Source organism: Methylophilus sp. Q8 (assembly GCF_000800115.1).
Lineage (GTDB): Bacteria > Pseudomonadota > Gammaproteobacteria > Burkholderiales > Methylophilaceae > Methylophilus.
The window spans coordinates 275,521-296,312 of record NZ_JUHE01000001.1 but is presented as its reverse complement, the minus strand read 5'-3'; the positions used below and the strand labels follow the sequence as shown (position 1 = coordinate 296,312).

General features: G+C 47.8%; 18 protein-coding genes. 14 read left to right on the top strand and 4 right to left on the bottom strand.

From position 1 onward, the window contains the following. Window positions 1-65: 65 nt before the first annotated feature. The gene (locus GQ52_RS01510) at window positions 66-818 is read right to left on the bottom strand and encodes an IclR family transcriptional regulator (RefSeq protein ID WP_047514490.1); all 753 of its coding nucleotides are present in this window, start codon (window positions 816-818) and stop codon (window positions 66-68) included. Window positions 819-1,085: 267 nt separating this feature from the next. Between GQ52_RS01510 and GQ52_RS01505 the strand changes: the two genes are divergently transcribed. The 6 genes from GQ52_RS01505 (at window position 1,086) to GQ52_RS01480 (ending at window position 9,552) form a co-directional block, all read left to right on the top strand. Further along, the gene (locus GQ52_RS01505; RefSeq protein WP_047514487.1) at window positions 1,086-1,559 is read left to right on the top strand and encodes a helix-turn-helix domain-containing protein; all 474 of its coding nucleotides are present in this window, start codon (window positions 1,086-1,088) and stop codon (window positions 1,557-1,559) included. Window positions 1,560-1,716: 157 nt separating this feature from the next. Continuing rightward, a complete protein-coding gene (locus tag GQ52_RS01500; RefSeq protein WP_047514485.1) occupies window positions 1,717-4,023 on the top strand; it encodes a TonB-dependent receptor in 2,307 nt (768 codons plus the stop codon). A gap of 113 nt (window positions 4,024-4,136) precedes the next feature. Beyond that, window positions 4,137-5,735 carry a GMC family oxidoreductase gene (locus GQ52_RS01495; RefSeq protein ID WP_304413257.1) on the top strand — a complete coding sequence of 533 codons (1,599 nt, stop codon included), beginning with the start codon at window positions 4,137-4,139 and terminating at the stop codon, window positions 5,733-5,735. Between the two features lie 10 nt (window positions 5,736-5,745). After that, on the top strand, window positions 5,746-7,155 hold the full coding sequence (locus GQ52_RS01490; RefSeq protein ID WP_047514479.1) for an aldehyde dehydrogenase family protein: 1,410 nt from the start codon (window positions 5,746-5,748) through the stop codon (window positions 7,153-7,155). 29 nt (window positions 7,156-7,184) lie between these two features. Next, window positions 7,185-8,372, top strand: coding sequence for an MFS transporter (locus GQ52_RS01485; RefSeq protein ID WP_047514476.1), 1,188 nt, complete (start codon window positions 7,185-7,187; stop codon window positions 8,370-8,372). A 340-nt stretch (window positions 8,373-8,712) separates the two neighbouring features. Then, complete coding sequence (locus GQ52_RS01480) at window positions 8,713-9,552, top strand: energy transducer TonB (protein ID WP_369798298.1); 840 nt, start codon at window positions 8,713-8,715, stop codon at window positions 9,550-9,552. A gap of 253 nt (window positions 9,553-9,805) precedes the next feature. Here the strand turns inward: GQ52_RS01480 and GQ52_RS01475 are convergent, their stop codons facing one another. Continuing rightward, window positions 9,806-10,462 (bottom strand): SDR family oxidoreductase, encoded by a 657-nt coding sequence (locus tag GQ52_RS01475; protein WP_047514470.1) that lies wholly within the window; start codon window positions 10,460-10,462, stop codon window positions 9,806-9,808. A 162-nt stretch (window positions 10,463-10,624) separates the two neighbouring features. On the opposite strand from GQ52_RS01475, the gene GQ52_RS01470 reads away from it, so the two are divergent. Next, the gene (locus GQ52_RS01470; protein WP_047514467.1) at window positions 10,625-11,506 is read left to right on the top strand and encodes a LysR family transcriptional regulator; all 882 of its coding nucleotides are present in this window, start codon (window positions 10,625-10,627) and stop codon (window positions 11,504-11,506) included. Between the two features lie 513 nt (window positions 11,507-12,019). Here the strand turns inward: GQ52_RS01470 and GQ52_RS01465 are convergent. After that, window positions 12,020-12,469: a hypothetical protein gene (locus GQ52_RS01465; protein ID WP_019881607.1), complete on the bottom strand. Its 450-nt coding sequence runs from the start codon at window positions 12,467-12,469 to the stop codon at window positions 12,020-12,022. Window positions 12,470-12,650: 181 nt separating this feature from the next. Then, window positions 12,651-13,265, bottom strand: a complete 615-nt coding sequence (locus tag GQ52_RS01460) for a hypothetical protein (RefSeq protein ID WP_235272897.1) — start codon at window positions 13,263-13,265, stop codon at window positions 12,651-12,653. A 162-nt stretch (window positions 13,266-13,427) separates the two neighbouring features. Here GQ52_RS01460 and GQ52_RS01455 point away from each other — a divergent pair, with 162 nt between their 5' ends. The 7 genes from GQ52_RS01455 (at window position 13,428) to urtD (ending at window position 20,784) form a co-directional block, all read left to right on the top strand. Then, window positions 13,428-14,603, top strand: coding sequence for a hypothetical protein (locus GQ52_RS01455; RefSeq protein WP_047514462.1), 1,176 nt, complete (start codon window positions 13,428-13,430; stop codon window positions 14,601-14,603). 53 nt (window positions 14,604-14,656) lie between these two features. Continuing rightward, complete coding sequence (fmdA, locus tag GQ52_RS01450; protein WP_019881610.1) at window positions 14,657-15,880, top strand: formamidase; 1,224 nt, start codon at window positions 14,657-14,659, stop codon at window positions 15,878-15,880. A gap of 72 nt (window positions 15,881-15,952) precedes the next feature. After that, window positions 15,953-16,291: an FmdB family zinc ribbon protein gene (locus GQ52_RS01445; protein WP_019881611.1), complete on the top strand. Its 339-nt coding sequence runs from the start codon at window positions 15,953-15,955 to the stop codon at window positions 16,289-16,291. An 87-nt stretch (window positions 16,292-16,378) separates the two neighbouring features. Further along, window positions 16,379-17,617, top strand: a complete 1,239-nt coding sequence (urtA, locus tag GQ52_RS01440) for an urea ABC transporter substrate-binding protein (RefSeq protein ID WP_024929617.1) — start codon at window positions 16,379-16,381, stop codon at window positions 17,615-17,617. A gap of 107 nt (window positions 17,618-17,724) precedes the next feature. Next, window positions 17,725-18,642, top strand: coding sequence for an urea ABC transporter permease subunit UrtB (gene urtB, locus GQ52_RS01435; RefSeq protein ID WP_019881613.1), 918 nt, complete (start codon window positions 17,725-17,727; stop codon window positions 18,640-18,642). A 115-nt stretch (window positions 18,643-18,757) separates the two neighbouring features. Next, window positions 18,758-20,044, top strand: a complete 1,287-nt coding sequence (gene urtC / locus GQ52_RS01430) for an urea ABC transporter permease subunit UrtC (protein WP_047514458.1) — start codon at window positions 18,758-18,760, stop codon at window positions 20,042-20,044. Beyond that, window positions 20,041-20,784 carry an urea ABC transporter ATP-binding protein UrtD gene (gene urtD, locus GQ52_RS01425; RefSeq protein WP_047514455.1) on the top strand — a complete coding sequence of 248 codons (744 nt, stop codon included), beginning with the start codon at window positions 20,041-20,043 and terminating at the stop codon, window positions 20,782-20,784. Before urtC ends, urtD begins: the two co-directional genes overlap by 4 nt. Window positions 20,785-20,792 lie beyond the last annotated feature (8 nt).

The window sequence follows — 20,792 nt, the reverse complement described above, 5'->3', positions numbered from 1 at the left end:
TAGCTATCATTGATAGAGATAGATCTGGTGCATGATTGGACGCGCAAAGCGTGGCCATATTTTATTTATAAAGTGCGCCCAAGCCCTAGCAATACTCTATCTTTCACTGCAAGTAGCTCCGTTTTGAAGTTTTCCAGATCAGTGTCAAAACGACAACTTGGAGTGACGATTGCAATGACGTAATTTCCCATAAAGGTTTCTAGTGCGACACCTATTGCGCTGATGCCTATAATGTATTCATTGCGGTCAATCGCAAACCCTGTCTCCCTGGTTTGTTTCAAGTCTTCAAGAAGGCTTTGCAAGTCCTTCGTATGTTCCGTGTGTTTGGGGTATTTTTTCCCAATTCTTTGAACCACTTCTTTGTCAGATAGGCTTGCAAGAAGAAGCTTGCCATCTACTGCCGTATAAAGTGTATGTACCGCTCCCAGTGCGGCAACTACGCGTAACTCCCTTTCAGCGACAATTCGGTCAATTACATTGGTCTGTTGAGATGAAAAGGAAGATAAGACAACTGTCTCGTTGACCTTTTTCGATAGTTGCTCCAGTTGAGGCCGCATCACAGAGATGATATCAATTTGCGTCTCATGAATGAGTTGGCCAAAAGTCATACCCAATTTGAATCCTCTGCCGCCATCCATCATGGCAACCAGACCTTCATGCTCTAACGCTTTGACAATTCGTTGGACTGTTGAACGCGGCAGATCAACCAACTCTGAAATTTTCCCAAGACTAAGTCCGGCCGGATTTTTTGCCAGTACTCGAAGAATGGTTGAGGCGCGGTTGATTACCTGGATGCCATTAGTGGATTCACTATTCATTTCTATGATTTTTAAGAAAACAATACTGTGAATTATCCGCCTATATGCAACGCTATGCCATCTCTAAAATTTAACCGTATATTGGTATGTTGTATCGTTATGTGGTACATAATTTGCAGTCACTAATGATGATTGATATTTATTTATCGCTTCTGGCCGTACGCATGCATAAAAAAGTACACGATGTTTGATACGCAACTTTTACTGTTCGCTATCAAACATTTTTGTCGGACTGGCAGAAGCAATTTTCGGTGATTTTTCCAATTCATGAGTATGAAGCCAACACGAGAACTGATAAGAATTTCAGACAAGTCGGAGGATAGTCTTTTACGGGCTGTACAAATCATCCGTAAAACAAAAGACTTGTCTCAACTGAGGCAGGCACAAGCCTTTTTGTTGACTTGCGTTCATGGAATGACAGCAAGTGAAGCCTCCTCCTTATTAGGAATATCAGTCAATTGGGTCTATAAACTTCGTCAGAATTTCCTGAAAGGTAATCTGGTGCTTGGTAGGAGTGCTTCTGCATTGGGTGGGCGACGCCGCGAAAATATGACCGTGGTGCAGGAAAGTAGGTTTTTGCACCCATATTTCCAAGCCGCCAAGCATGGAGAGGCTATCAGGGTATCTGATGTTAAGACGGCTTTAGAAGAGTATTTAGGCCGGAAAGTAGCGTTGTCTTCAGTATATAACCTTTTAAAACGCCATAAGCTGATGCAGATATCCTCGAAAATTACCAAATAGTTTTTGAGCAACCTCTAATTTTTTCGATGTTCTTTTATTAATGAAATAGAAATTAACGCTAACGGATGGTTAGGCATGTATGTTGCCATTTGAAGCCCACAGAAATTAATAAAACATTAGTTTCGATTTTTTCATTAATTTTAAGGGTGAAGAAGGAATGTCTCACAACATTATTAAGAAGCCTGCCATCAAAAAGCTCACGCTGGCAGTCTACGGTGCCATGTTTCTCTCTGGGGCGGGAGTTGCTCTGGCGGAAGACGCTCAGGGTAACAGTGAGGAGTCGGCAGATTTGGGTGCTGTCGTTGTTCAAGGCAAGACTCAGCCACTTGTCGGTGATACACCTAAAGAAACCATCGCAGAATCTAGAGCAACTTTAAGTAAGTCCCAGCTTGAGAAGTTTGTCGGCCTGGATTCAGCTGTCACAGGCGCGTTGAAATATTTGCCCGGCATCCATTTTAGTGGTGGGGATACATCAGGGATCAGTGAAGGTAATTTATCTATTAGAGGGTTTTCTCAAGATCAAATTGGTGTAACCAGAAATGGTATTCCTTTGAATGACCCACTATACCTGACCCCTCACAGCGATTTCTTCGGAGATCCGGAGAATTACGAATCCATTAGCGTCATATACGGTGGTCAGTCGATTAATGCACCTACACTCACGGCGAGTGGCGGCAGTATAGAAATTCAAACTGTCAAACCTACCAAAGAGGCAGGCTTATTGGTCAAGCAAGGTTTCGGTAGTAATAATACTCGTCGTTCATTTGTCCGAGCGAATCTCGGCGAAAAAAATGGATTCTCTGCCTGGGTATCGGCCTCCAGAACAACGGCTGACTTATGGACAAGTGGCACAGGCGCAGTCGAATCGAACCGCTTCGAGGGCAACTTGCAATATGAATGGGGAAATAACAATAGCATCAATGCTATCTTTTCCATATTTAGTATGAGAAGTAACAGTTATTCTCACCCAACCCTTGCTCAATATAAGTCGCAGCCGTACGACGCGAATTATTCAAGTGCCATTAACTCCACCTATGGTGGAACGAATGGCGTTGCTGATATTTCTGCAGCAACATCTAATAGTGCGAAACTACAGCGAGCTGACTTCAAAATTCAGACCTACGGCCTTAATGGTTTATTCAACCTGACCGACAATGCGCATCTTCATGTCGACCCATACTTCGTTCGAGTAACAGACGGTACGGCAACAGTGTTCGCATCAGCGATTCCCGAGTCTGTGCTGAATGCTGATGTGAACGGGGATGGCGATCTTCTTGATATCAGGCCATTTGCTGGCGGTGTATTCCCAACGCAATATCGCGTAGGTTCATCTCAAAAGATCGACTTTGATCTGACTGATACGAATGTATTGCAGGTTGGTGCCTGGTTTGATTACACCCATGCAACTAACCAAATGGCGGCGATTCCCTTAAGAAGTGATGGTAAGCCTGTTGCTATTGATGGAAGCAAAATCATTCGAGATGTGAATGGTAAAGAGATCTTCTTCACCGATCAGAGAAGCAGGATGACAACCCAAAAACTCTGGGTACAGGACTCTTGGAACTTTGCTTCGCAATGGAATGCGAAAGGTGCGCTTGCGTGGCAGCATACCGAATATGAAGGTGAGAACATCGCTGGTGTGTTAAGTGGGTCAGCTTTCAAGCGATCGGCTGATTACTATAAGCTCCTCCCAAGTTTCAGCCTTGATTATCAGTATGATCAAAATAATCAGATTTACTACAACGCGACCACCAATATTCGTGTACCGGCTGTTGCTTCTATCTATGGTAACAACACGGGTGGTGATCAGAAAGCTGAAACTACCTTCAATCAGGAAATCGGCTGGCGCTACAGTACGCCTGATGTATTAGTGAGTGCTGCACTGTTCTACGACCAATTTAAGAATCGTCAGGTTTCATACACGTCGTTGGGAACTACGTCCTATATCAATGCCGGTGCCGTGACGACAAAAGGCCTTGAGTTGGCTTTGAATGGTAAGTTGCCACACAACTTTAACTATCGTGGTTCCTGGACATACGTAAAAGCAGAGCAGGAAGACAACTATGCTGCTGGAGGTCTGGAAGAAAATACCAAAGGCAATCAGCTATTCAACACGCCTAAGAATCTTTTATCCCTTGGTGTTGGATATGACGATGGTCGCTTATATAGCAATTTGCTAGCGCGCTACACCGGTAGCTTTTATGGCGATCTGGCGAATACAGAAAAGTTGAGCGGTTACACAGTTGTTGATCTTAATCTTGGTTACAAGTTTGATCTCGGCAGCAAGATCGTCAAGAAAAGTACCATTAGCCTGAACGTGAATAATCTGTTTGATAAAGAGGCACTTTCAGGGCTGTATGCAGGCACTGTTTCTGCTAATACATCAAGCGCATTCTTTGCCGCACCTACCTACAACAGACTTCAACCACGAAGTGTGTTCGCTAATCTGACGTTGGAATTCTAAAAGAATAGAAAACACAGGTAGTGAAATCTCTGATGACCTTGGGGATTTGACGTAGTTGATACCTGTCAGTTGGGAGCGTCTTTTCCTGACTGGCAGGCCTGACAAGGAAAGTGATGATGACAGTACAAACATATGATTATGTGATCGTTGGTGGTGGCACAGCTGGCAGTGTGTTAGCTAATAGACTATCAAAAGATCCATTAACCAAGGTGCTATTGATAGAGGCCGGTATTGATACGCCTGAAGATGGCATTCCGCCTGAGATAAATAATGGGTTACAGCCTTGGTTACCAAGGCTTGCTGGAGAGCGATTCTTTTGGCCTGGGCTGAATGTATATCGAACCGCTTTGCATCCTGATATTGATCGTGAATTACAGTTTATCGAACAAGGCCGGATTCTGGGTGGTGGCTCTAGTGTCAATATGGTCGTTTCTAATCGTGGCTTGCCGCGTGATTATGATGAGTGGGAGGCGCTTGGGGCTGAAGGGTGGAACTGGGATGGTGTATTGCCTTATTTTAAGAAAGCAGAAACCGATAAAACCTATGGATCTCATGAGCTACATGGCGACGATGGTCCTATCCCGATTGACCGTGTAGATCCCGATCATTGGACCGACTTCACGCTATCTGTGACAGAGGCTTTACAAAGTATCGGTCTCAAAAATATTCATGATCAGAATGCAAATTTTGAGGACGGTTACTTCCCTCCTGCATTCACCTTGAAAGGTGACGAACGATTCTCTGCTGCGCGTGGCTATCTTAGTCAGGACGTGAGGGCGCGCAGGAATCTCACATTATGGACTGACTCTCAAGCATTAGACCTGATATTGGATGCAGAGACTGTCAAAGGTGTAACGGTGGATCATGGCGGCAAGGTAGAAAAGGTTTTTGCCTCTGAAGTGATTCTGGCTGCCGGGGCATTACAGTCTCCGGCATTCCTTTTAAGGGCTGGGATAGGGCCAGCTGAAGACCTGAATAATCTTGGTATCGAAGTTATTGCGGATCGAGATGGTGTTGGCCAGAACCTTTGGGAACACTCTTCTATCGGAGTCGTTGCTGAGTTATCTGATAAAGCCAAAGCTGCCGCAAGAAACGAGTTCTCTACTGGTCGCCATCAATTAGGAGTCAGGCTCTCATCGGGGGTTGACCCAAATACGCCATCTGATCTTTTTCTGCATATCGGCGCTGATGCTAACTCTGGACTTGCATCTGCAGTCTTTTGGGTTAACAAACCCGATTCGATCGGGCATTTAAAGCTGAAGGGTAACGACGCCAGGACTTATCCTAAAGTCGACTTTAATCTTCTTTCTGATGAGCGTGACCTTGAAAGAGTCAAAGCAGGATTGCGAGTGATTGATCAATTATTCAAGCACCCATCCTTGGCCAAGTATGAACTGTCTTTGACGTTATCACGCTTTGCCGCCCCCCAGTCTGGAGGGCCTTTGTTATCCGAGCTTCTGAATGACAGCGCTGCATTGGAGCGTTACATTCGCGTCAATATTGGCGGGGTATGGCATCCAAGTGGCACGGCAAAAATCGGTTCTGAAGATGATCCACTAGCGGTGGTTGATCCCCATGGGAAAGTGTACGGCTTATCGGGTCTTCGAATTGCTGACGCGTCAATCATGCCGGTCGTGCCAACTGCCAATACCAACCTGCCGACACTCATGGTTGCAGAAAAAATAGCTGATTCCATCCTCAGTGGAAATTAAGGAGACATATATGTCTGAATATTCGTTGTACATCGATGGTGATCTTGTTTCTTCTGATCGCTATTACGATGTGATTAACCCTGCAACAGAAGAGATTGTTGCTCAGGCGCCATATGCCAGCAGCGCTCAGGTAGATGCCGCTATTCAAGCTGCACATAAAGCATTCCCTAGCTGGACCAAAGACGAGAGCTCACGAAGCGTCGCGCTTAAACTGGCGGCTGAGGCGATTCGGAAACGCAGTGAGGATATTGCAAAGCTCATCACGCTTGAGCAAGGACGGCCAATTCACTTCGCGATTGGTGAAGTTGCCGGGGCCGCTGCCACTTTAGAACACTATGCGAATTTCGATCTACCACCACTTTTACCACTACGTTCTGATAGCGAGAAATTTGTAGCTATTGAGCGTAGAGCATTGGGCGTAGTGGCTGCGATAACTCCCTGGAATGTGCCAATCATCCTGCTCATTCTGAAGGTTGCACCAGCACTCAAAGCGGGAAACACCGTGGTGATCAAACCATCAGAGTTTACCCCGCTATCAACATTATTGTTGGGCGAAGTCCTGAATGGAATATTCCCTGCTGGTGTGCTGAATATCATCTCCGGAGATGGTGAGGTGGGGGCACAGTTAAGCCAGCATCACCTGGTAAAGAAGATCACATTTACAGGCAGTGTGGCTACCGGTAAAAAGCTCTATGCAGGTGCAGCATCAGATGTTAAGCGGCTGACGCTTGAGCTTGGTGGTAATGATGCAGCAATTGTGCTTGATGATGCTGATCCTAAAACGATCGTCGAAAAGATCTTCTGGGGAGCATTCTGGAACAGTGGGCAAATTTGTTTTGCTATCAAGCGTGTGTATGTGCATGAGCGGATCTTCCCGCAATTGCTGGATGCATTGATTGAGCGAGCCAAAGCAGCAAAGGTGGGGAATGGGTTTGAAAAAGGTGTCGAGCTTGGTCCTATTACCAATGCTATCCAATTCGAGAAAGTGAAATATTTTGTAGCCGATGCGTTAAAGCATGGTGCAAAAATTCATACTGGTGGGGCCGCTCTCGCCGGTCCTGGCTACTTCTATCCTCCAACCATCGTCACGGGTGTTGGTGAAGGGGTTGCCTTGGTTGATGAAGAGCAGTTCGGTCCTGTTCTCCCTATCATTCCCTTTTCTGATGAAAAAGATGCCATCCGGCAGGCTAATGCAAGCCCCTTTGGCCTTGGCGCTTCTGTGTGGACTGCGGATGCGCAACGTGGGCTTGCTGTTGTGCGCCAATTAGATGTTGGGCTGGCTTGGGTGAATCAACATGGCGATATTCATCCAGGGGCACCAAAAGGTGGGTTCAAATGGAGCGGGCTTGGCTATGAAGGTGGGCTCAGAGGTTATGAAGAGTTCAGCGAGCTGCAAGTGGTAAATGCTGCGCTTAATTAATCAGAAAATTATTCAAAAAGGAAATAAAAATGCGTGCTGGAAGTTGGCCATCTATCGCTTTAACACTCGCTTTTGCAGTCATCATTGCTGCTTGTCACGGCAAAACCATTGTCTTGGTTGGTGATATTGCACGTGCTTTTTCAGTGACTCCTGCCCATGCAAGTTGGGTAGTTTCGGCAGTAGCATTGGTTGCTGCTTTAGCTTCTCCTATCGTGAATTGGGCAATTGCACATATCGGTGAGCGCAGATCAATTGTTCTGGGGTTGGTCGTAGCTGGGACATTCAGTTATCTGGATAGTCTGGCCACGACTTTTCAAGGCCTTTTAATCTTAAGGGTTCTTGAGGGGTTGGGTTATATCCTCGTTGTATTAGCTGCTTTGGCGTTGATTCTGCATACGACTGATGGCAAACGCAGAACCTCGGCGCTTGCGTTCTGGTCAGTTGCATCTCCATTAGGTGGAGCAATCGCTATCTTTTCTGTTTCACCTTATGTGGGAGTAGATTGGAGAATCGTTTTTTCTGGCCATGCGTACATCTTGTTCGGACTTGTATTGCTGACGCCATTACTTCCAGGCGGTAACCTAGTTCATAAAACAGAGCGAAAACCGTTGTCCAAAGTTTTTGACATTTATTCTGATCCTTCATTGATCAGACTGGCTGCAGCGGTAGGTGCGCCACTAACCTTGGCATTAGGCCTGGTTGCAATTGTGCCGGTATATTTCATTACAAAGCTGCATGTGGCTCCCACAACGATTGGTGTCATCTCTACTGTGGGCATTCTCTCTAGTGTATTGGCTGGGGTTTTTGCTGGATTTATCTTGAATATAAAACGGCTAGGCCCTTGGGTTGTGGTGTCGAGTGCTGTGATCGGTCTTGCGTTAGAGTTCGTTGTATTTCTTCCTGGGACAAGTCCATCAGTGGCTATCGTGGCAAAAATAGCGCAGGGATTCTTCGGAAGTTTCGTTGTTGCATGGATATTTACCAGTATCCCCAAAATGTCTACCCATGGAGATGTGATGGGGGCGGGGGGTATCGCGGAGCAGTTTTTATATATCTCCATGTTCTTGGGACCAGTTCTTTTGTTCCCACTGTTCGTTCTGCCAACATTGATTCCGTTTTTTGTCGTTGTGACAATCGCGCATTTGCTTCCGCTCTTCTTGCTACCTTTGGATATACCAATTCGGAGAATACTGAGATTGGGTGCTAAAACCGCGTGACATTTTCATCCTATGCATTCTTTTTTCAGGAATGATGATTACTTAACGAATTACTAGTCATTATTCAAACAGCAAGGAATCGGATTTCTAAATAAAGCAAGGAAGTATTGTGAGTTCTGCTTTGTTAGTCCGAGCGATTCCTTGCTGCCTGAATCTGTCAGTAGGAAATTCAATTTTTGTAGTATCAAGCATGTTGAAGATGCTTGTTGACATAGATGTTGAGCGCTGCTGCTCAACGATGTATTCCGCATCAGCCTCAAGCGACCTTGTGGTGATGTGCTAACAGATTGTATTTAGCTTGTATCAAAGTAAGCGTTTTCATTGAAAAGATAAAATGACCATGTCTAATCTTACTAATTATCCAGTATCTGAGCCTCTGCAGAATATCGAAGAGAACTTGAATATAGTAAAGTCTGCAGATTCAAAGGCAACTACCGGCAGTGGCGAGCAATTTGATTTTTTTCACAAGCATGCTCATCAACCATTTGATAGACCAAGTAGGTGGATCAGCCTCCGCAATGTCAGTATTGTTTTGCTTGTGATTGGATCACATGTTGTTGCATTTGTTACTTATTTGTATGCGCAGCATGATCTGGTTGTGATTCCCAAGAAAAAAGAAGTTTTGATCGAGTTTGTTCGGCCTGTGGTGCCAGAACAAAAAATAGAGCCGCTACCGCCTCCTCCACCTCGCAACGTGGAGCGTAAGCCTCAACCAGCGAAACCAACCCCTGCGCTAAAGACTCAGCTTGCGCAGCAAGATATTCGCCCTGATGATATTACCGTGCAGGAAAATACCACAGCCCAGCATACGCCAGAACCTGTGGCAGCAGCACCAACAAGACCGTCCGAACCTGTGGCAGCAGGGCCCGTAGCACCACCACCGGCACCTAAGGAAGAGCCTGTGACGGAGGCTACTGGCTATGCAGGATATCTAAATAATCCACCACCTGAATATCCTTTATTTGCACAGCGTCAAGGTTGGGGAGGTAAGGTAATTTTACGCGTTCGTGTACTTGCCAATGGTAAGGCCGGTTCAGTTGAGGTAAAACAGTCAAGTGGACGAAAAATTCTTGATGAAGCGGCTCAAGAGGTTGTGAAGACATGGATGTTTGCACCAGCTAGGCGTGGCAATACGCCTATTGATGGATGGGCTACTGTTCCGATTGAATTCCGAGTGTGAAAATAATTTTTGTGCAATTCAGTTTCCTTCGTAAAAGGTCTGGACCTTAATTCCTGCTCAGGAAAGTAGATACAAACTCACTATGTAATAAGCGTTTATCTGGGCTCATGGATCAGAAAGAGGAAGCATAAAATGATCTCCCCTCACATTGTTTGATATATTGCTGCCTCACTGGACATTAGGCCTGCACTAGCTTGCGGTGCATCATGAAGGGAGGGTTGCTCCTCCCCTCAAGATTGAGCTTGCTTAAGAATTAGCTTGCTGGATAGATTGCTTCTGCCGTCCACTGACCAGCAGGTTGAGCATGTAACTTCCAGAATTGTTCGGCGACGTCGTGAGACTCTTGTGAGCCTGGGTTCACAAAGGTGGCCACGGTGACAGTGGCAATATGGATATTGTGTTCTTTCAAGTTCTCAAAAAGCCCCAAAGCCAACGCGCGAATGCCTGCTTTACCGATGCTCAGAGAGAGATAGTCGGGGCTGGGATACAGCGCAAAGCCACCACCTGTGAGCAGGATAGAGCCTGATTTGGCTGCAGTCATTAACGGTACCACTGCTTTAACGGCCGATAATGCACCGCCAATATTAACGGCCAGATCACTGTTAAATGTGTCGTTGGCTTGACTGGCGATTGTGGCCTGGCGAAGGTTTGCCGCGTTGTAGTGCAGCACATCAATGTTACCTTCCTGATTTTTAACGGCGGCAATGAGTGCGGCTACCTGGCTTGCATCAGATGCATCCCCCACCTTGGCCTCGGCCTGGTAACCTTTGCTATTCAATTCGGCAACTAATTTGCCAGTGTTTTCGGCGTTACGGCTCGCCAAAATGATTTTGAACCCCTCTTTGGCGAAGCGCTCTGCCGTTGCAATGCCCATGCCTGGGCCGGAACCAATGCCTAAAAATACTTTCATGTGAAATCTCCTCTTCAATAATGACATTCAATGCTCGCCTATCAACATGGCATAGAAGCGCTTTTTAATAGGCGCGCTTTACTGCATGAACGCTATTCTGATGATTACAATCACTTTGATAAATAGCATAATATTAAAAATATTATTTACTGAGAGTGATGAATGGATAGATTCACCAGCATGCAGGTGTATACATCAGTGGTGGAGTTAGGCAGTTTTACCGCCGCAGCGAATGTGTTTCGAATGTCTCCTGGCATGGTGACCAAACACATCAACGCCATTGAAAAAAGGCTGGATGCGACGCTCATCAAACGCACCACACGCAGGCTGCAAGTGACCGAAGTTGGAAAAGCCTATTACGAAAGCTGTAAGGAGATTCTGAAGAAAGTCGAAGATTCAGAAGCCGGTACGGCCATTTTAAGCGGTAAACCCAAAGGCTTACTGAAAGTCACTGCCTCACTCTGGTTTGGGTCTATTACCCTGACGCCAATTGTGTGTGATTATTTAAATCAGTTTCCGGATGTCAGTGTGGAGTTATCCCTTTCAGACCGGTTTGTAGACATTATTGATGAACACTTCGATGTGGCAATCAGGATTGGCGAACTGTCAGATTCGTCACTCATCGCTCGTAGACTGTCTACGTTTGAATTGTCGATATGCGCCTCTCCTGTCTATCTGAGCAGGCATGGTACGCCAACAAAACCAGAAGATCTGAAAAATCATCAATGTTTGGGCTTTACCAATTGGCGCAGTCAAAGCGGCTGGAAGGTGGTTGAAAAAGCCCTGACTAACCAGAGTTTCAGTCACTCTAGATTTGACTCCAACAATGGGCAGGCATTGAGGGAGGCGGCATTAAAGGGCATCGGCATTATCATGATGCCAAAGGTGCTGTTGGAAAACGATATACACACAGGGCAACTTGTAGAAGTGCTCAAAGCATTTACGCCACCCTCTCGGCCAGTGAATGCGGTTTATCCCAAAGAGCGGCAGACAACACCTAAACTGGCTTCGTTTGTGGATTATTTAGCCGAGCATTTAAAGTAATCAGCTTTTCCATTCCACAATTACTGTGGATAACACAGTGGATTGCTTCTTGGTAACGCGCCTAACTCTATGATTCGCTGAATTTTTGCGGCGTCGAGTAAACTTTGACCAATCTGCGTCTAAACTTAAAACGATTATTTCAGCGGTGGGGCAGGAAATGGATTGGGGAATACGGGCGGATATTCATAAGGCGGGCATGAAATATCGCTGACTGTCGTGGTCAATGATGGTTTCAATAAAAGATGCTGCAAAGTCCTTGTTCCTTGGTTAAACAACGTGCTGAACAAGGGGCAATTGCCTGTGCTACATGCTTTTTAAACATGTGGTTAACAAGCAATTGCTTTTCAATCAGTTGTGACGTTTAAATCTGGCAGAGCTGCACCAGCCTGTGAACTGGCGCAGCTCTGGATTTCATACCATAACAGCAATAGCTGACGGGCGCCTTACAATTTTAAAGAATCCGCTTGCTAGTAGTGCGACATGCCTGCCTGCGTGCAGACAGACAGGTGCTGTTTAGTCACGCCCACGGCCGCGACCATTGCCGTGTCCATTCCCATGCCCGTGTCCACGATCATCGTCATGCCAGTTACCGTGATCATGGTCATCATGTCTGCCGCCCGGCCCGCCATAGGCGTTATAGCGTGGCGCATAAACGTTCTGATACCAACTGTCCTGCACAAAGTAGACCTGGCGGCCACAGGCGCCATAATTACCACAATAACGGCCCCATTTTTTCATCTGGCCAGGTGGCACGCGCAAATACATGGGCTGTTGCACGACGGCCACTGGCGGCGGCTGAATAATCACTGGTTGGGCATAGACGAGTTGTGGCGCCGGATAGGCATTCCCCAGCACAATCTGCCCATAAAATCCTGGTTGACCTACGCTCACTGCCACGCCAACCTCTGCGAAGGCCGTGACTGCGCTAGCCATTAATACTGCACCCATCGCTAATTTTTTCATCATCGTTTATCCCTCTAAATAAGGCATTGTTGCCTGATACTTACGCATGAAATTTCACGCGTATGCGCATTCTAGAAAACTGGATAATTTGATGACAGTCTCATGATTCTGATAGTCATGTCAGAATCTGCTGACGACGCTAACAGTAAAAAGCGATAGATGAACATGTGTTGGTGGCTGCTTATTTCAGGTTGCGAATGGCCATCCACCCCAGGTCATGCATACACACGACAAACGCCCGTTTGTAGGTTTGTGTTTTGTAATCCGGCAAATAGTCCAGCCCCAGTTTTTTCTCGCAAGATAGCTGATCCTGTTTCAGCTGATTGGGGAAAGCCCCCATTTTCCACCACGAGTTGATGGCGTAGGTGACATCCGGCCCATCATTGGCAGTCGAGTGACTCGCCACATTTTTCGGCGCTTCATCAACTGCTGTCGTATTGCTGCTCATGGCTGGTTTGCTACTCTGCCCGGGCGGCGCGGCTTGTGGTGTTTTTGCAACAGCTGCGGTCACAGGTTTTTGCGGAGTATCCGCCGGTAACTCTATAAATGGGCTCGGTTTGGCCTGGCTGGCCTGCTTGTTATCTGTCACTTCTATGGTGGCAAATAACGGGTCCAGCGCATCCACTTGCGGTTTTTGCCAGCCGTGTTCGGCCAGGCAGGCAGCAAGCTGGTCACCGCTGCCGCGGCAAGCCTGGTGCGCGCGGTCTATGTCTTGTTGCGAGCCGCCTCGCTTATAAGATACTTCGCCGCATCCCGCCAATAAAGCAGTTAAAAGAAGGTAAGTTAAAAGACGCATTGCTTGTCCCGTTATCAATTTGTTATGTGCAGTCTAGCTGTGTTTCGCAGTCACTATCACTACGCAAATTGACGTATTTGTCCTACACCCCCCTCTCGTTAAGCTGAGCGCAAGTTTTGATCAACTGTGATTGTTTGAATTTAACGAGAAAGGGAGTTTTAAATGATGAACTTGAAAAAATGTGCCTTGCATACAGCAGTAGCAATGGCTTGTGGCTTGGGTGCACAAATGGCAAACGCGGGTGCCACGATTACTTTTGGTGAGGACAAGTATATCAGTGCTGGCTTTGGTTTTATCGGCGGTTATTCTTCAGTAGAAGACGGTGCCGCTAACGGTAAAGACCGTTCTAACGATTTTTCTTTAGACAGTGCCCGTATTTACTTATCTGGATCGTTCAACAAGTACATCAAAGGCATGTTGAACACAGAGAAAAACATTGCGGCACCAGGTGGTGGTAGCAGTGACACCATTCAAGTGATTGATGCCAACGTACAGTTCCAGTTAACACCAGAAGTGGCGATTTGGGCTGGTCGTTTCCTGTCTCCAAGTGATCGCGCCAACATGGCGGGTCCTTACTACTCCATGGGTGGCGGCTACTGGAGCGGCATCGCTTCACGTTATGGCTTCAACGGTGGTGTGATTGGCCGTGATGAAGGTGTGGCAGTGGTGACCAGCTTCCTGGAAGACCATCTGGCAGTGTCCTTCGGTGCTTTTGAAGGTGACAACATTTTCCGCCTGAGCGGTGTAGGTGCGCAATCAGAAACTGCGGGTACTAAAGACAAATTAATGTATGCAGGCCGTGTGCAATACAACTTCTGGGACGCAGAACCAGGTTATTACGGCACAGGCAGCTACTTTGGTGCCAAAGACATTCTGTCTGTTGGTGTGGCCGGTCGTGTGAAAAAAGACGGCGTGGTTAGCGGCTTAGGCGCGGTAGGTGACTACAGCTCTTACAGCGTTGACTTCTTGTTAGAGAAGAAAGATGTCGGTCCGGGCACATTCTCAGCTGAAGCTGCCTATTACTACTACGACACCGACAATGCCATTCTGGGTGAACAAGGTAAAGCTTACTCAGCGGCTGTTGCCTATTTGTTCCAGGACGAAATCGGCTGGGGCAAATTCAAACCTTTTGTCCGCTATCAAAAGTTTGACGCGGATGGTGTGACAACCGGTACATCAAACATCCGTACTGGCGCAGATACCAAGCGTGTAGAGATCGGTACCAGCTATGTCATCGCGCCATACAACGCCATGATTACTGCCAGCTACGGTAAGACTGACACTTCAACCACATCTGACACCAACGACTTCAAAGTCGCTTTGCAGATGCAATTCTAATCAAGACTGATAACCCTTTCTCACCTAACTTTTCTTATTAGGAGATGAGTGACATGAAAACAATAGTGAAGCTGGATTTGGATAAAAAGCCCTGGGAGCAGGACGGTCAGATTCATAACCGTTGGCATCCAGATCTGCCGATGATTGCCATGGTAAAACCTGGCGATGAGTTCCGCGTCGAGTGTATGGACTGGACCGGTGGCCAGATTGGCAACAATGACAGCGCCGATGATATCCGTGATGTGGACCTGACTCAGGTGCATTACCTGAGCGGCCCAATCGGCGTCGAAGGCGCTGAACCGGGTGACCTGATGGTAGTAGAAATTCTGGACGTAGGTACCTTTGACGACCAGCAATGGGGTTTTAACGGCCTGTTTGCCAAGGAGAATGGCGGTGGTTTCCTGACTGACCATTTCCCTAAAGCCAGCAAGTCGATCTGGGATTTCCACGGCGTATACACCACTTCCCGCCATGTGCCGAAAGTACGCTATGCCGGCATCATGCACCCGGGTTTGATTGGCTGCCTGCCATCACGTGAATTGCTGGAGACATGGAATGAGCGTGAAGCTGCGTTGATTGCCACGGATCCGGACCGCGTGCCGGCACTGGCACTGCCACCTGAGCCTAAATCTGCCGTCATGGGCCGTTTATCTGGTGAAGCTGCCACAAAGGCGGCGGCGGAGGGTGCGCGTACCGTGCCACCTCGTGACCACGGTGGTAACTGCGACATCAAGAACCTGACCAAAGGCTCGAAAATATTCTTCCCGGTCTATGTGAAGGATGGCGGTCTCTCCATGGGTGACCTGCACTTCTCACAAGGCGATGGTGAAATCACGTTCTGTGGTGCGATTGAGATGGCCGGTTATCTGGATATCAAAGTCAGCCTGATCAAAGACGGTGTGAAGAAATATGCGATCAAAAACCCGATTTTCCAGCCTAGCCCGATCACACCGACTTACCGTGATTACGTGATTTTTGAAGGTATTTCAGTGGATGAAGCGGGCAAGCAGCATTACCTGGATGTACATGTTGCTTATCGTCAGGCTTGCCTGAACGCGATCGAGTACCTGAAGAAGTTTGGTTACAGCGGCGAACAGGCGGTGGCGATTCTCGGCACGGCACCGGTAGAGGGACATATCAGCGGCATCGTCGATATTCCTAACGCTTGCGCCACCTTGTGGATCCCGACCGAAATCTTCGAGTTTGATATCCGGCCGAATGCCGATGGACCGAAAATTGAAGTGCCACCTGGTATTAACGTGGCGCCGAGTACGTAAGCCAGTACTTAAAAAGAAAACGTTTTCATCAGGCCAGGTTTGCCCAGGCAAGCCGGCAAAGAAAGGGTACAGATGCCTCTTTACGAATATGAGTGTGACAGTTGTGGCGTGTTTACCGCGCTACGCAAAATGAGTGAATCCAGTTTGCCAGCAGAGTGTGAGTGTTGCGGTGCCGAAAGTCCGCGCATCCTTTCTGTGCCCAAACTGGCCATTCTGGGCAAGCAGCAACGCTCCGCATATGAACGTAACGAGAAATCTGCGCATGAGCCTCGCAGCGGTCGCCGCTCCAGTTGTGGTTGTACCGGGTCACATACCTGTAAGACCACGACCAAGGTGAATCCGGATAACGGCAAACCTGCGATGCAAATGCAAACCAAGAAAACAGCAAGACCGTGGATGATCGGACATTAGTTCGATCGGACACTCGCCAGTATTCACATGTATGTAAGCAGAAATAGCAATTAACTTAATTGATTTATCCATAAAGGAGAAGATGTAATGAGTACCTTAAACAGACGAGGTTTTATGAAAGGCGCATTGCTGGGAGCTATGATGGCCGCAGGCCTCATCAGCGGTCATGCTTTTGCTGCAGATTTTCCAACGGCAAAAGTAAACACCACCGGCCTGGCAGTGACTGACACGACGGTAAAAGTAGGTATTCTGCATTCCGCCACCGGTACCATGGCGATTAGTGAAACAGGGTCTATCCAGGCTGAAAAGCTGGCCATCGAGCAGATTAACGCCATGGGCGGTATCCTGGGTCGCAAGATTGAAATCGTGCAGGAAGATGGTGCCTCTGACTGGCCAACCTTTGCTGAAAAAGCGAAGAAGTTGCTGGAAAAAGACAAAGTGGCTTCTGTGATGGGCTGCTGGACATCGGCTTCACGTAAAGCGGCTTTGCCAGTGTTTGAAAAAGACAATGGCTTGCTGTTCTACCCAACCTTCTATGAAGGCCTGGAACAATCCAAAAACGTGTTCTACACAGGCCAGGAAGCCACACAACAAATTCTGGCAGGTCTGGACTGGATTGCTAAAGAGAAAAAAGCCAAAACCTTCTACCTGATTGGTTCTGACTACATCTGGCCACGTACCTCGATGAAAATTGCCCGTAAACACATCGAGCAACATCTGGGCGGCAAAGTGGTAGGTGAAGAGTACATCGCGCTGGGCGACACGCAATTTGGTTCTGTGATCAACAAAATCAAACTGAAAAAACCTGACGTGATTTACGCAGCGGTTGTAGGCGGCAGTAACGTGGCCTGGTTCAAACAGTTGAACGCAGCTGGTTTGAACTCCAGCAAGCAAACCATGTTGACCATCTCCGTGACTGAAGATGAAGTGTTGGGTATTGGCGGTGAGAACCTGGCTGGTTTCTACTCAGCGATGAAGTACTTCCAGTCGCAAGACAATGATTCAAACAAGAAATTTGTTGAAGCATTCAAAAAACGCTGGGGTAAAGATGCTGTGATCGGCGACGTAACACAAGCGGCTTACCTGGGCCCATGGTTGTACAAAGCGGCAGTTGAGCGCGCAGGTAGCTTCGATGTCGATAAAGTACAAGCTGCATTGCCTGGCTATGAGTTCAAAGATGCACCTGAAGGTCCTGTGACTGTTGAGGCTAACCATCACCTGACGACCAAGCTGCGTATTGGTCAATGGGGTAAGGATGGCCAGGCCAAAGTGGTTTACACCTCTGACTACATCAAACCAGATCCATTTCCAAAAGGCTACCAATAAACCGGTAGTGGCTTAAAAGCTTGAGCGGTAGCCGGAGAATATCCGGCTACCGTTTGGCGCAAGTAGTAAACAATATTTTAGAGAAGTAGCATTTAAAGGAGACCGATATGTTTGGTTATTCAATGGCTGAGATAGGCAATATTGTGGTGATGCAGGGCTTTTCAGGTCTGAGCATGTTTACAGTGTTGCTACTGATGGCTCTGGGTCTCGCGATTATTTTCGGGCAGATGGGTGTGATTAACATGGCCCACGGTGAGTTTATGACGATAGGTGCCTATACCACGGTGCTGATTTCCAAAGTGGCTGCGACGTATGGCTTCACGAATTATTACTTCGTGTTTGCGATTGCAATTGCCTTTGTACTGGCCTTCGCCGTTGGTTACTTTATTGAATTTATTATGATCCGGCACCTCTACAAGCGGCCGCTGGATACCTTGCTGGCCACCTGGGGTTTGAGCCTGGTTATGCAGCAAATTTTCCGCTCTTCATTTGGTGCCAAAGAAGTGAGCGCCGAACTGCCAGAATGGATGCTGGGTTCTTTCCAGCCAACACCGGACATTGATATTCCCATTAACGGCGTGTTTGTGATGGTGCTGGCTGCGCTAGTGACCTTTGGCGTCTATATGTTCATGTTCAAGTCTCGCTGGGGCCTGCGCGTACGTGCCACGGTGCAAAACCGCACCATGGCGGGCGCAGTGGGGATTAACACCGCCAAAGTTGACCGTGTGACCTTTGCCCTGGGTTGCGGCATTGCCGGGATCGCCGGTGCGGCCTTTACCACCATTGCTTCTACCGGCCCGACCACAGGTACCTTGTACATCGTCGACAGCTTTATGGTGGTGGTATTTGGTGGTGCAGCCAGCATTGTCGGGACGATCGCCTCCGCCTTCGGTATCGCCCAGGCGCAATCTGTCCTGCAATTCTTTATGACCAGCTCTATGGGCAAAGTGTCTACCTTGCTCGTTATCGTCACTATCTTGATGATGAAACCAGAGGGCTTATTTGCCTCCAAACTGCGTAAATAACAGGGTGATGGCAGCGTGTGAACAGGTTTTTCACGCGTTGCCATAAGTAAATGAACGTATTAATTGTTTCTACCTGCCGCAATAGAATCAACGCATCAACAGAGGAGAAATCTTGATGACATTATGGGAAAAAATGAAAGCCAGTCCTGTACTGGGTGGTAAGGAGGGGGTGATCGGCCTGGCTGTGCTGGCGGCCATCATCTTCGTTGTATTGCCACTGGGCGTAGATATTTTCCGCCTCAATCTAATCGGTAAATACCTGACTTACGCGTTTGTTGCGGTGGGGCTGGTCATGTTGTGGGGGCACGGCGGTATCCTGAGTTTAGGCCAGGGCATTTTCTTCGGCCTCGGTGGTTACGCCATGGCGATGTTCCTGAAGCTGGAGGCTTCTGATCCGCTGAGCACCAAAATCCAGTCTACGCCAGGCATTCCTGACTTTATGGACTGGAACCAGCTCACGGCCTTGCCATGGTTCTGGGAGCCGTTCAAGAGCTTGCCGTTTACCATCTTTGCCGTACTGACCATTCCGGCATTATTCGCCTACATCATTGGTTACGCCATGTTCAAACGCCGTGTGGGCGGGGTGTATTTCTCCATCATCACCCAGGCTGTTGCCTTGATCCTGAGTATCCTGATTGTCGGCCAGCAAGGCTATACCGGTGGTGTCAACGGCATGACTGACTTGCGCACCATGCTGGGCTGGGATATCCGGACTGACTCTGCCAAATATATCCTGTACTTTGCGAATGGCCTGTTGTTGTTCGGTGCGATTTTCCTGTCCAAATACATCATGAGCAGCAAGTTCGGCATGTTGTTGCTGGCCATGCGTGATAAAGAAGAGCGCGTACGATTCTCCGGCTACGACGTCTCCAATTTCAAAATCTTTATCTTCTGCCTGGCTGCGATGATGTCTGCTGTCGGTGGTGCCATGTTTACCCTGCAAGTCGGCTTTATGTCACCTTCATTCGTCGGGATCGTGCCTTCGATTGAAATGGTGATCTTCTGTGCCGTCGGTGGTCGTGCGTCACTGATCGGTGCGGTCTACGGCACCTTACTGGTGAACTACGGTAAAACCGTATTCTCCGAGAATTACCCTGAAATGTGGTTATACCTGATGGGCGGCTTGTTTATTGCCGTGGTGATGTTCTTCCCGAGCGGTCTGGCGGGTATCTGGGATAAATATGCGACTAAATACGGCTGGTTTAAAGACAAAGCGCAGCCTGTAAAAAAGCCTGAGGTAAGTACTTCTGAGGTAGAAGCGCAAGCAGTCCTTACCGACACAGCCACTGAAACATCCCTGGCCACTGAATCTACCAGTGTGGTCAGCAAAAAAGTGACACGCAAGAAAGCAGACGCAAGCACTGCAATCGAAAGTAACAAATTGAGAGGAGCAGAAGCATGAGTAATACAGACTTCGTCTTGGCTGTAGAAGATTTAACCGTCTCCTTCGATGGCTTTAAAGCGGTGGATAGCCTCACCATGTATATCGACAAAAATGAGCTGCGCGTGCTGGTGGGCCCGAATGGTGCTGGCAAGACGACCGTGCTGGACCTGATCTGCGGTAAAACCAAATCGACCTCTGGTTCGATCAAGTTTAACAATACCGAGCTGACCAAGCTGTCAGAGCATGAAATCGTACGCTCCGGCGTTGGCCGCAAATTCCAGAACCCGTCGATTTACGAAAACCTGTCGGTGTACCAGAACCTGGAAGTGTCTTATCCCAAGGGCCGTGGCGTGTTTGGTAGCCTGACCTTCAAACGCACCAAAGAGGTTGAAGAGCGTGTGCGTAAAGTTGCAGAAGACATTATGTTGACCGAGTTTCTCGATATGGAATCTGCCTTGCTCAGCCACGGCCAGAAGCAATGGCTGGAAATCGGTATGCTGCTGATGCAAGAACCAGAGTTGTTGATGCTGGACGAACCGGTGGCGGGCATGAGTGCGAAAGAGCGTGACCAGACGGCTGATTTGCTCAACCGCATCTGCCAGAACCGTTCGGTGATTGTGATTGAGCATGACATGGAGTTTGTGAAAAAAATCGCACACAAAGTCACTGTATTGCACCAGGGCAAGATTCTGGCTGAAGGGCCGATGGAAAAGGTGCAGGCTGACGAAAAAGTCATTGAAGTTTACCTGGGTCATTAATTACTGGG

What these genes read in the sequence shown, in the direction of transcription:
- GQ52_RS01495 (WP_304413257.1), top strand. Translation starts at nt 4,137, where the DNA reads ATGATGACAGTACAAACATATGATTATGTGATCGTTGGTGGTGGCACA.
- urtC (WP_047514458.1), top strand. Translation starts at nt 18,758, where the DNA reads ATGACATTATGGGAAAAAATGAAAGCCAGTCCTGTACTGGGTGGTAAG.
- GQ52_RS01465 (WP_019881607.1), bottom strand. Translation starts at nt 12,469, where the DNA reads ATGAAAAAATTAGCGATGGGTGCAGTATTAATGGCTAGCGCAGTCACG.
- GQ52_RS01460 (WP_235272897.1), bottom strand. Translation starts at nt 13,265, where the DNA reads ATGCGTCTTTTAACTTACCTTCTTTTAACTGCTTTATTGGCGGGATGC.
- urtA (WP_024929617.1), top strand. Translation starts at nt 16,379, where the DNA reads ATGAGTACCTTAAACAGACGAGGTTTTATGAAAGGCGCATTGCTGGGA.
- urtB (WP_019881613.1), top strand. Translation starts at nt 17,725, where the DNA reads ATGTTTGGTTATTCAATGGCTGAGATAGGCAATATTGTGGTGATGCAG.
- GQ52_RS01500 (WP_047514485.1), top strand. Translation starts at nt 1,717, where the DNA reads ATGTCTCACAACATTATTAAGAAGCCTGCCATCAAAAAGCTCACGCTG.
- GQ52_RS01455 (WP_047514462.1), top strand. Translation starts at nt 13,428, where the DNA reads ATGATGAACTTGAAAAAATGTGCCTTGCATACAGCAGTAGCAATGGCT.
- GQ52_RS01470 (WP_047514467.1), top strand. Translation starts at nt 10,625, where the DNA reads ATGGATAGATTCACCAGCATGCAGGTGTATACATCAGTGGTGGAGTTA.
- urtD (WP_047514455.1), top strand. Translation starts at nt 20,041, where the DNA reads ATGAGTAATACAGACTTCGTCTTGGCTGTAGAAGATTTAACCGTCTCC.
- GQ52_RS01480 (WP_369798298.1), top strand. Translation starts at nt 8,713, where the DNA reads ATGTCTAATCTTACTAATTATCCAGTATCTGAGCCTCTGCAGAATATC.
- GQ52_RS01490 (WP_047514479.1), top strand. Translation starts at nt 5,746, where the DNA reads ATGTCTGAATATTCGTTGTACATCGATGGTGATCTTGTTTCTTCTGAT.
- GQ52_RS01475 (WP_047514470.1), bottom strand. Translation starts at nt 10,462, where the DNA reads ATGAAAGTATTTTTAGGCATTGGTTCCGGCCCAGGCATGGGCATTGCA.
- GQ52_RS01510 (WP_047514490.1), bottom strand. Translation starts at nt 818, where the DNA reads ATGAATAGTGAATCCACTAATGGCATCCAGGTAATCAACCGCGCCTCA.
- GQ52_RS01505 (WP_047514487.1), top strand. Translation starts at nt 1,086, where the DNA reads ATGAGTATGAAGCCAACACGAGAACTGATAAGAATTTCAGACAAGTCG.
- GQ52_RS01485 (WP_047514476.1), top strand. Translation starts at nt 7,185, where the DNA reads ATGCGTGCTGGAAGTTGGCCATCTATCGCTTTAACACTCGCTTTTGCA.
- GQ52_RS01445 (WP_019881611.1), top strand. Translation starts at nt 15,953, where the DNA reads ATGCCTCTTTACGAATATGAGTGTGACAGTTGTGGCGTGTTTACCGCG.
- fmdA (WP_019881610.1), top strand. Translation starts at nt 14,657, where the DNA reads ATGAAAACAATAGTGAAGCTGGATTTGGATAAAAAGCCCTGGGAGCAG.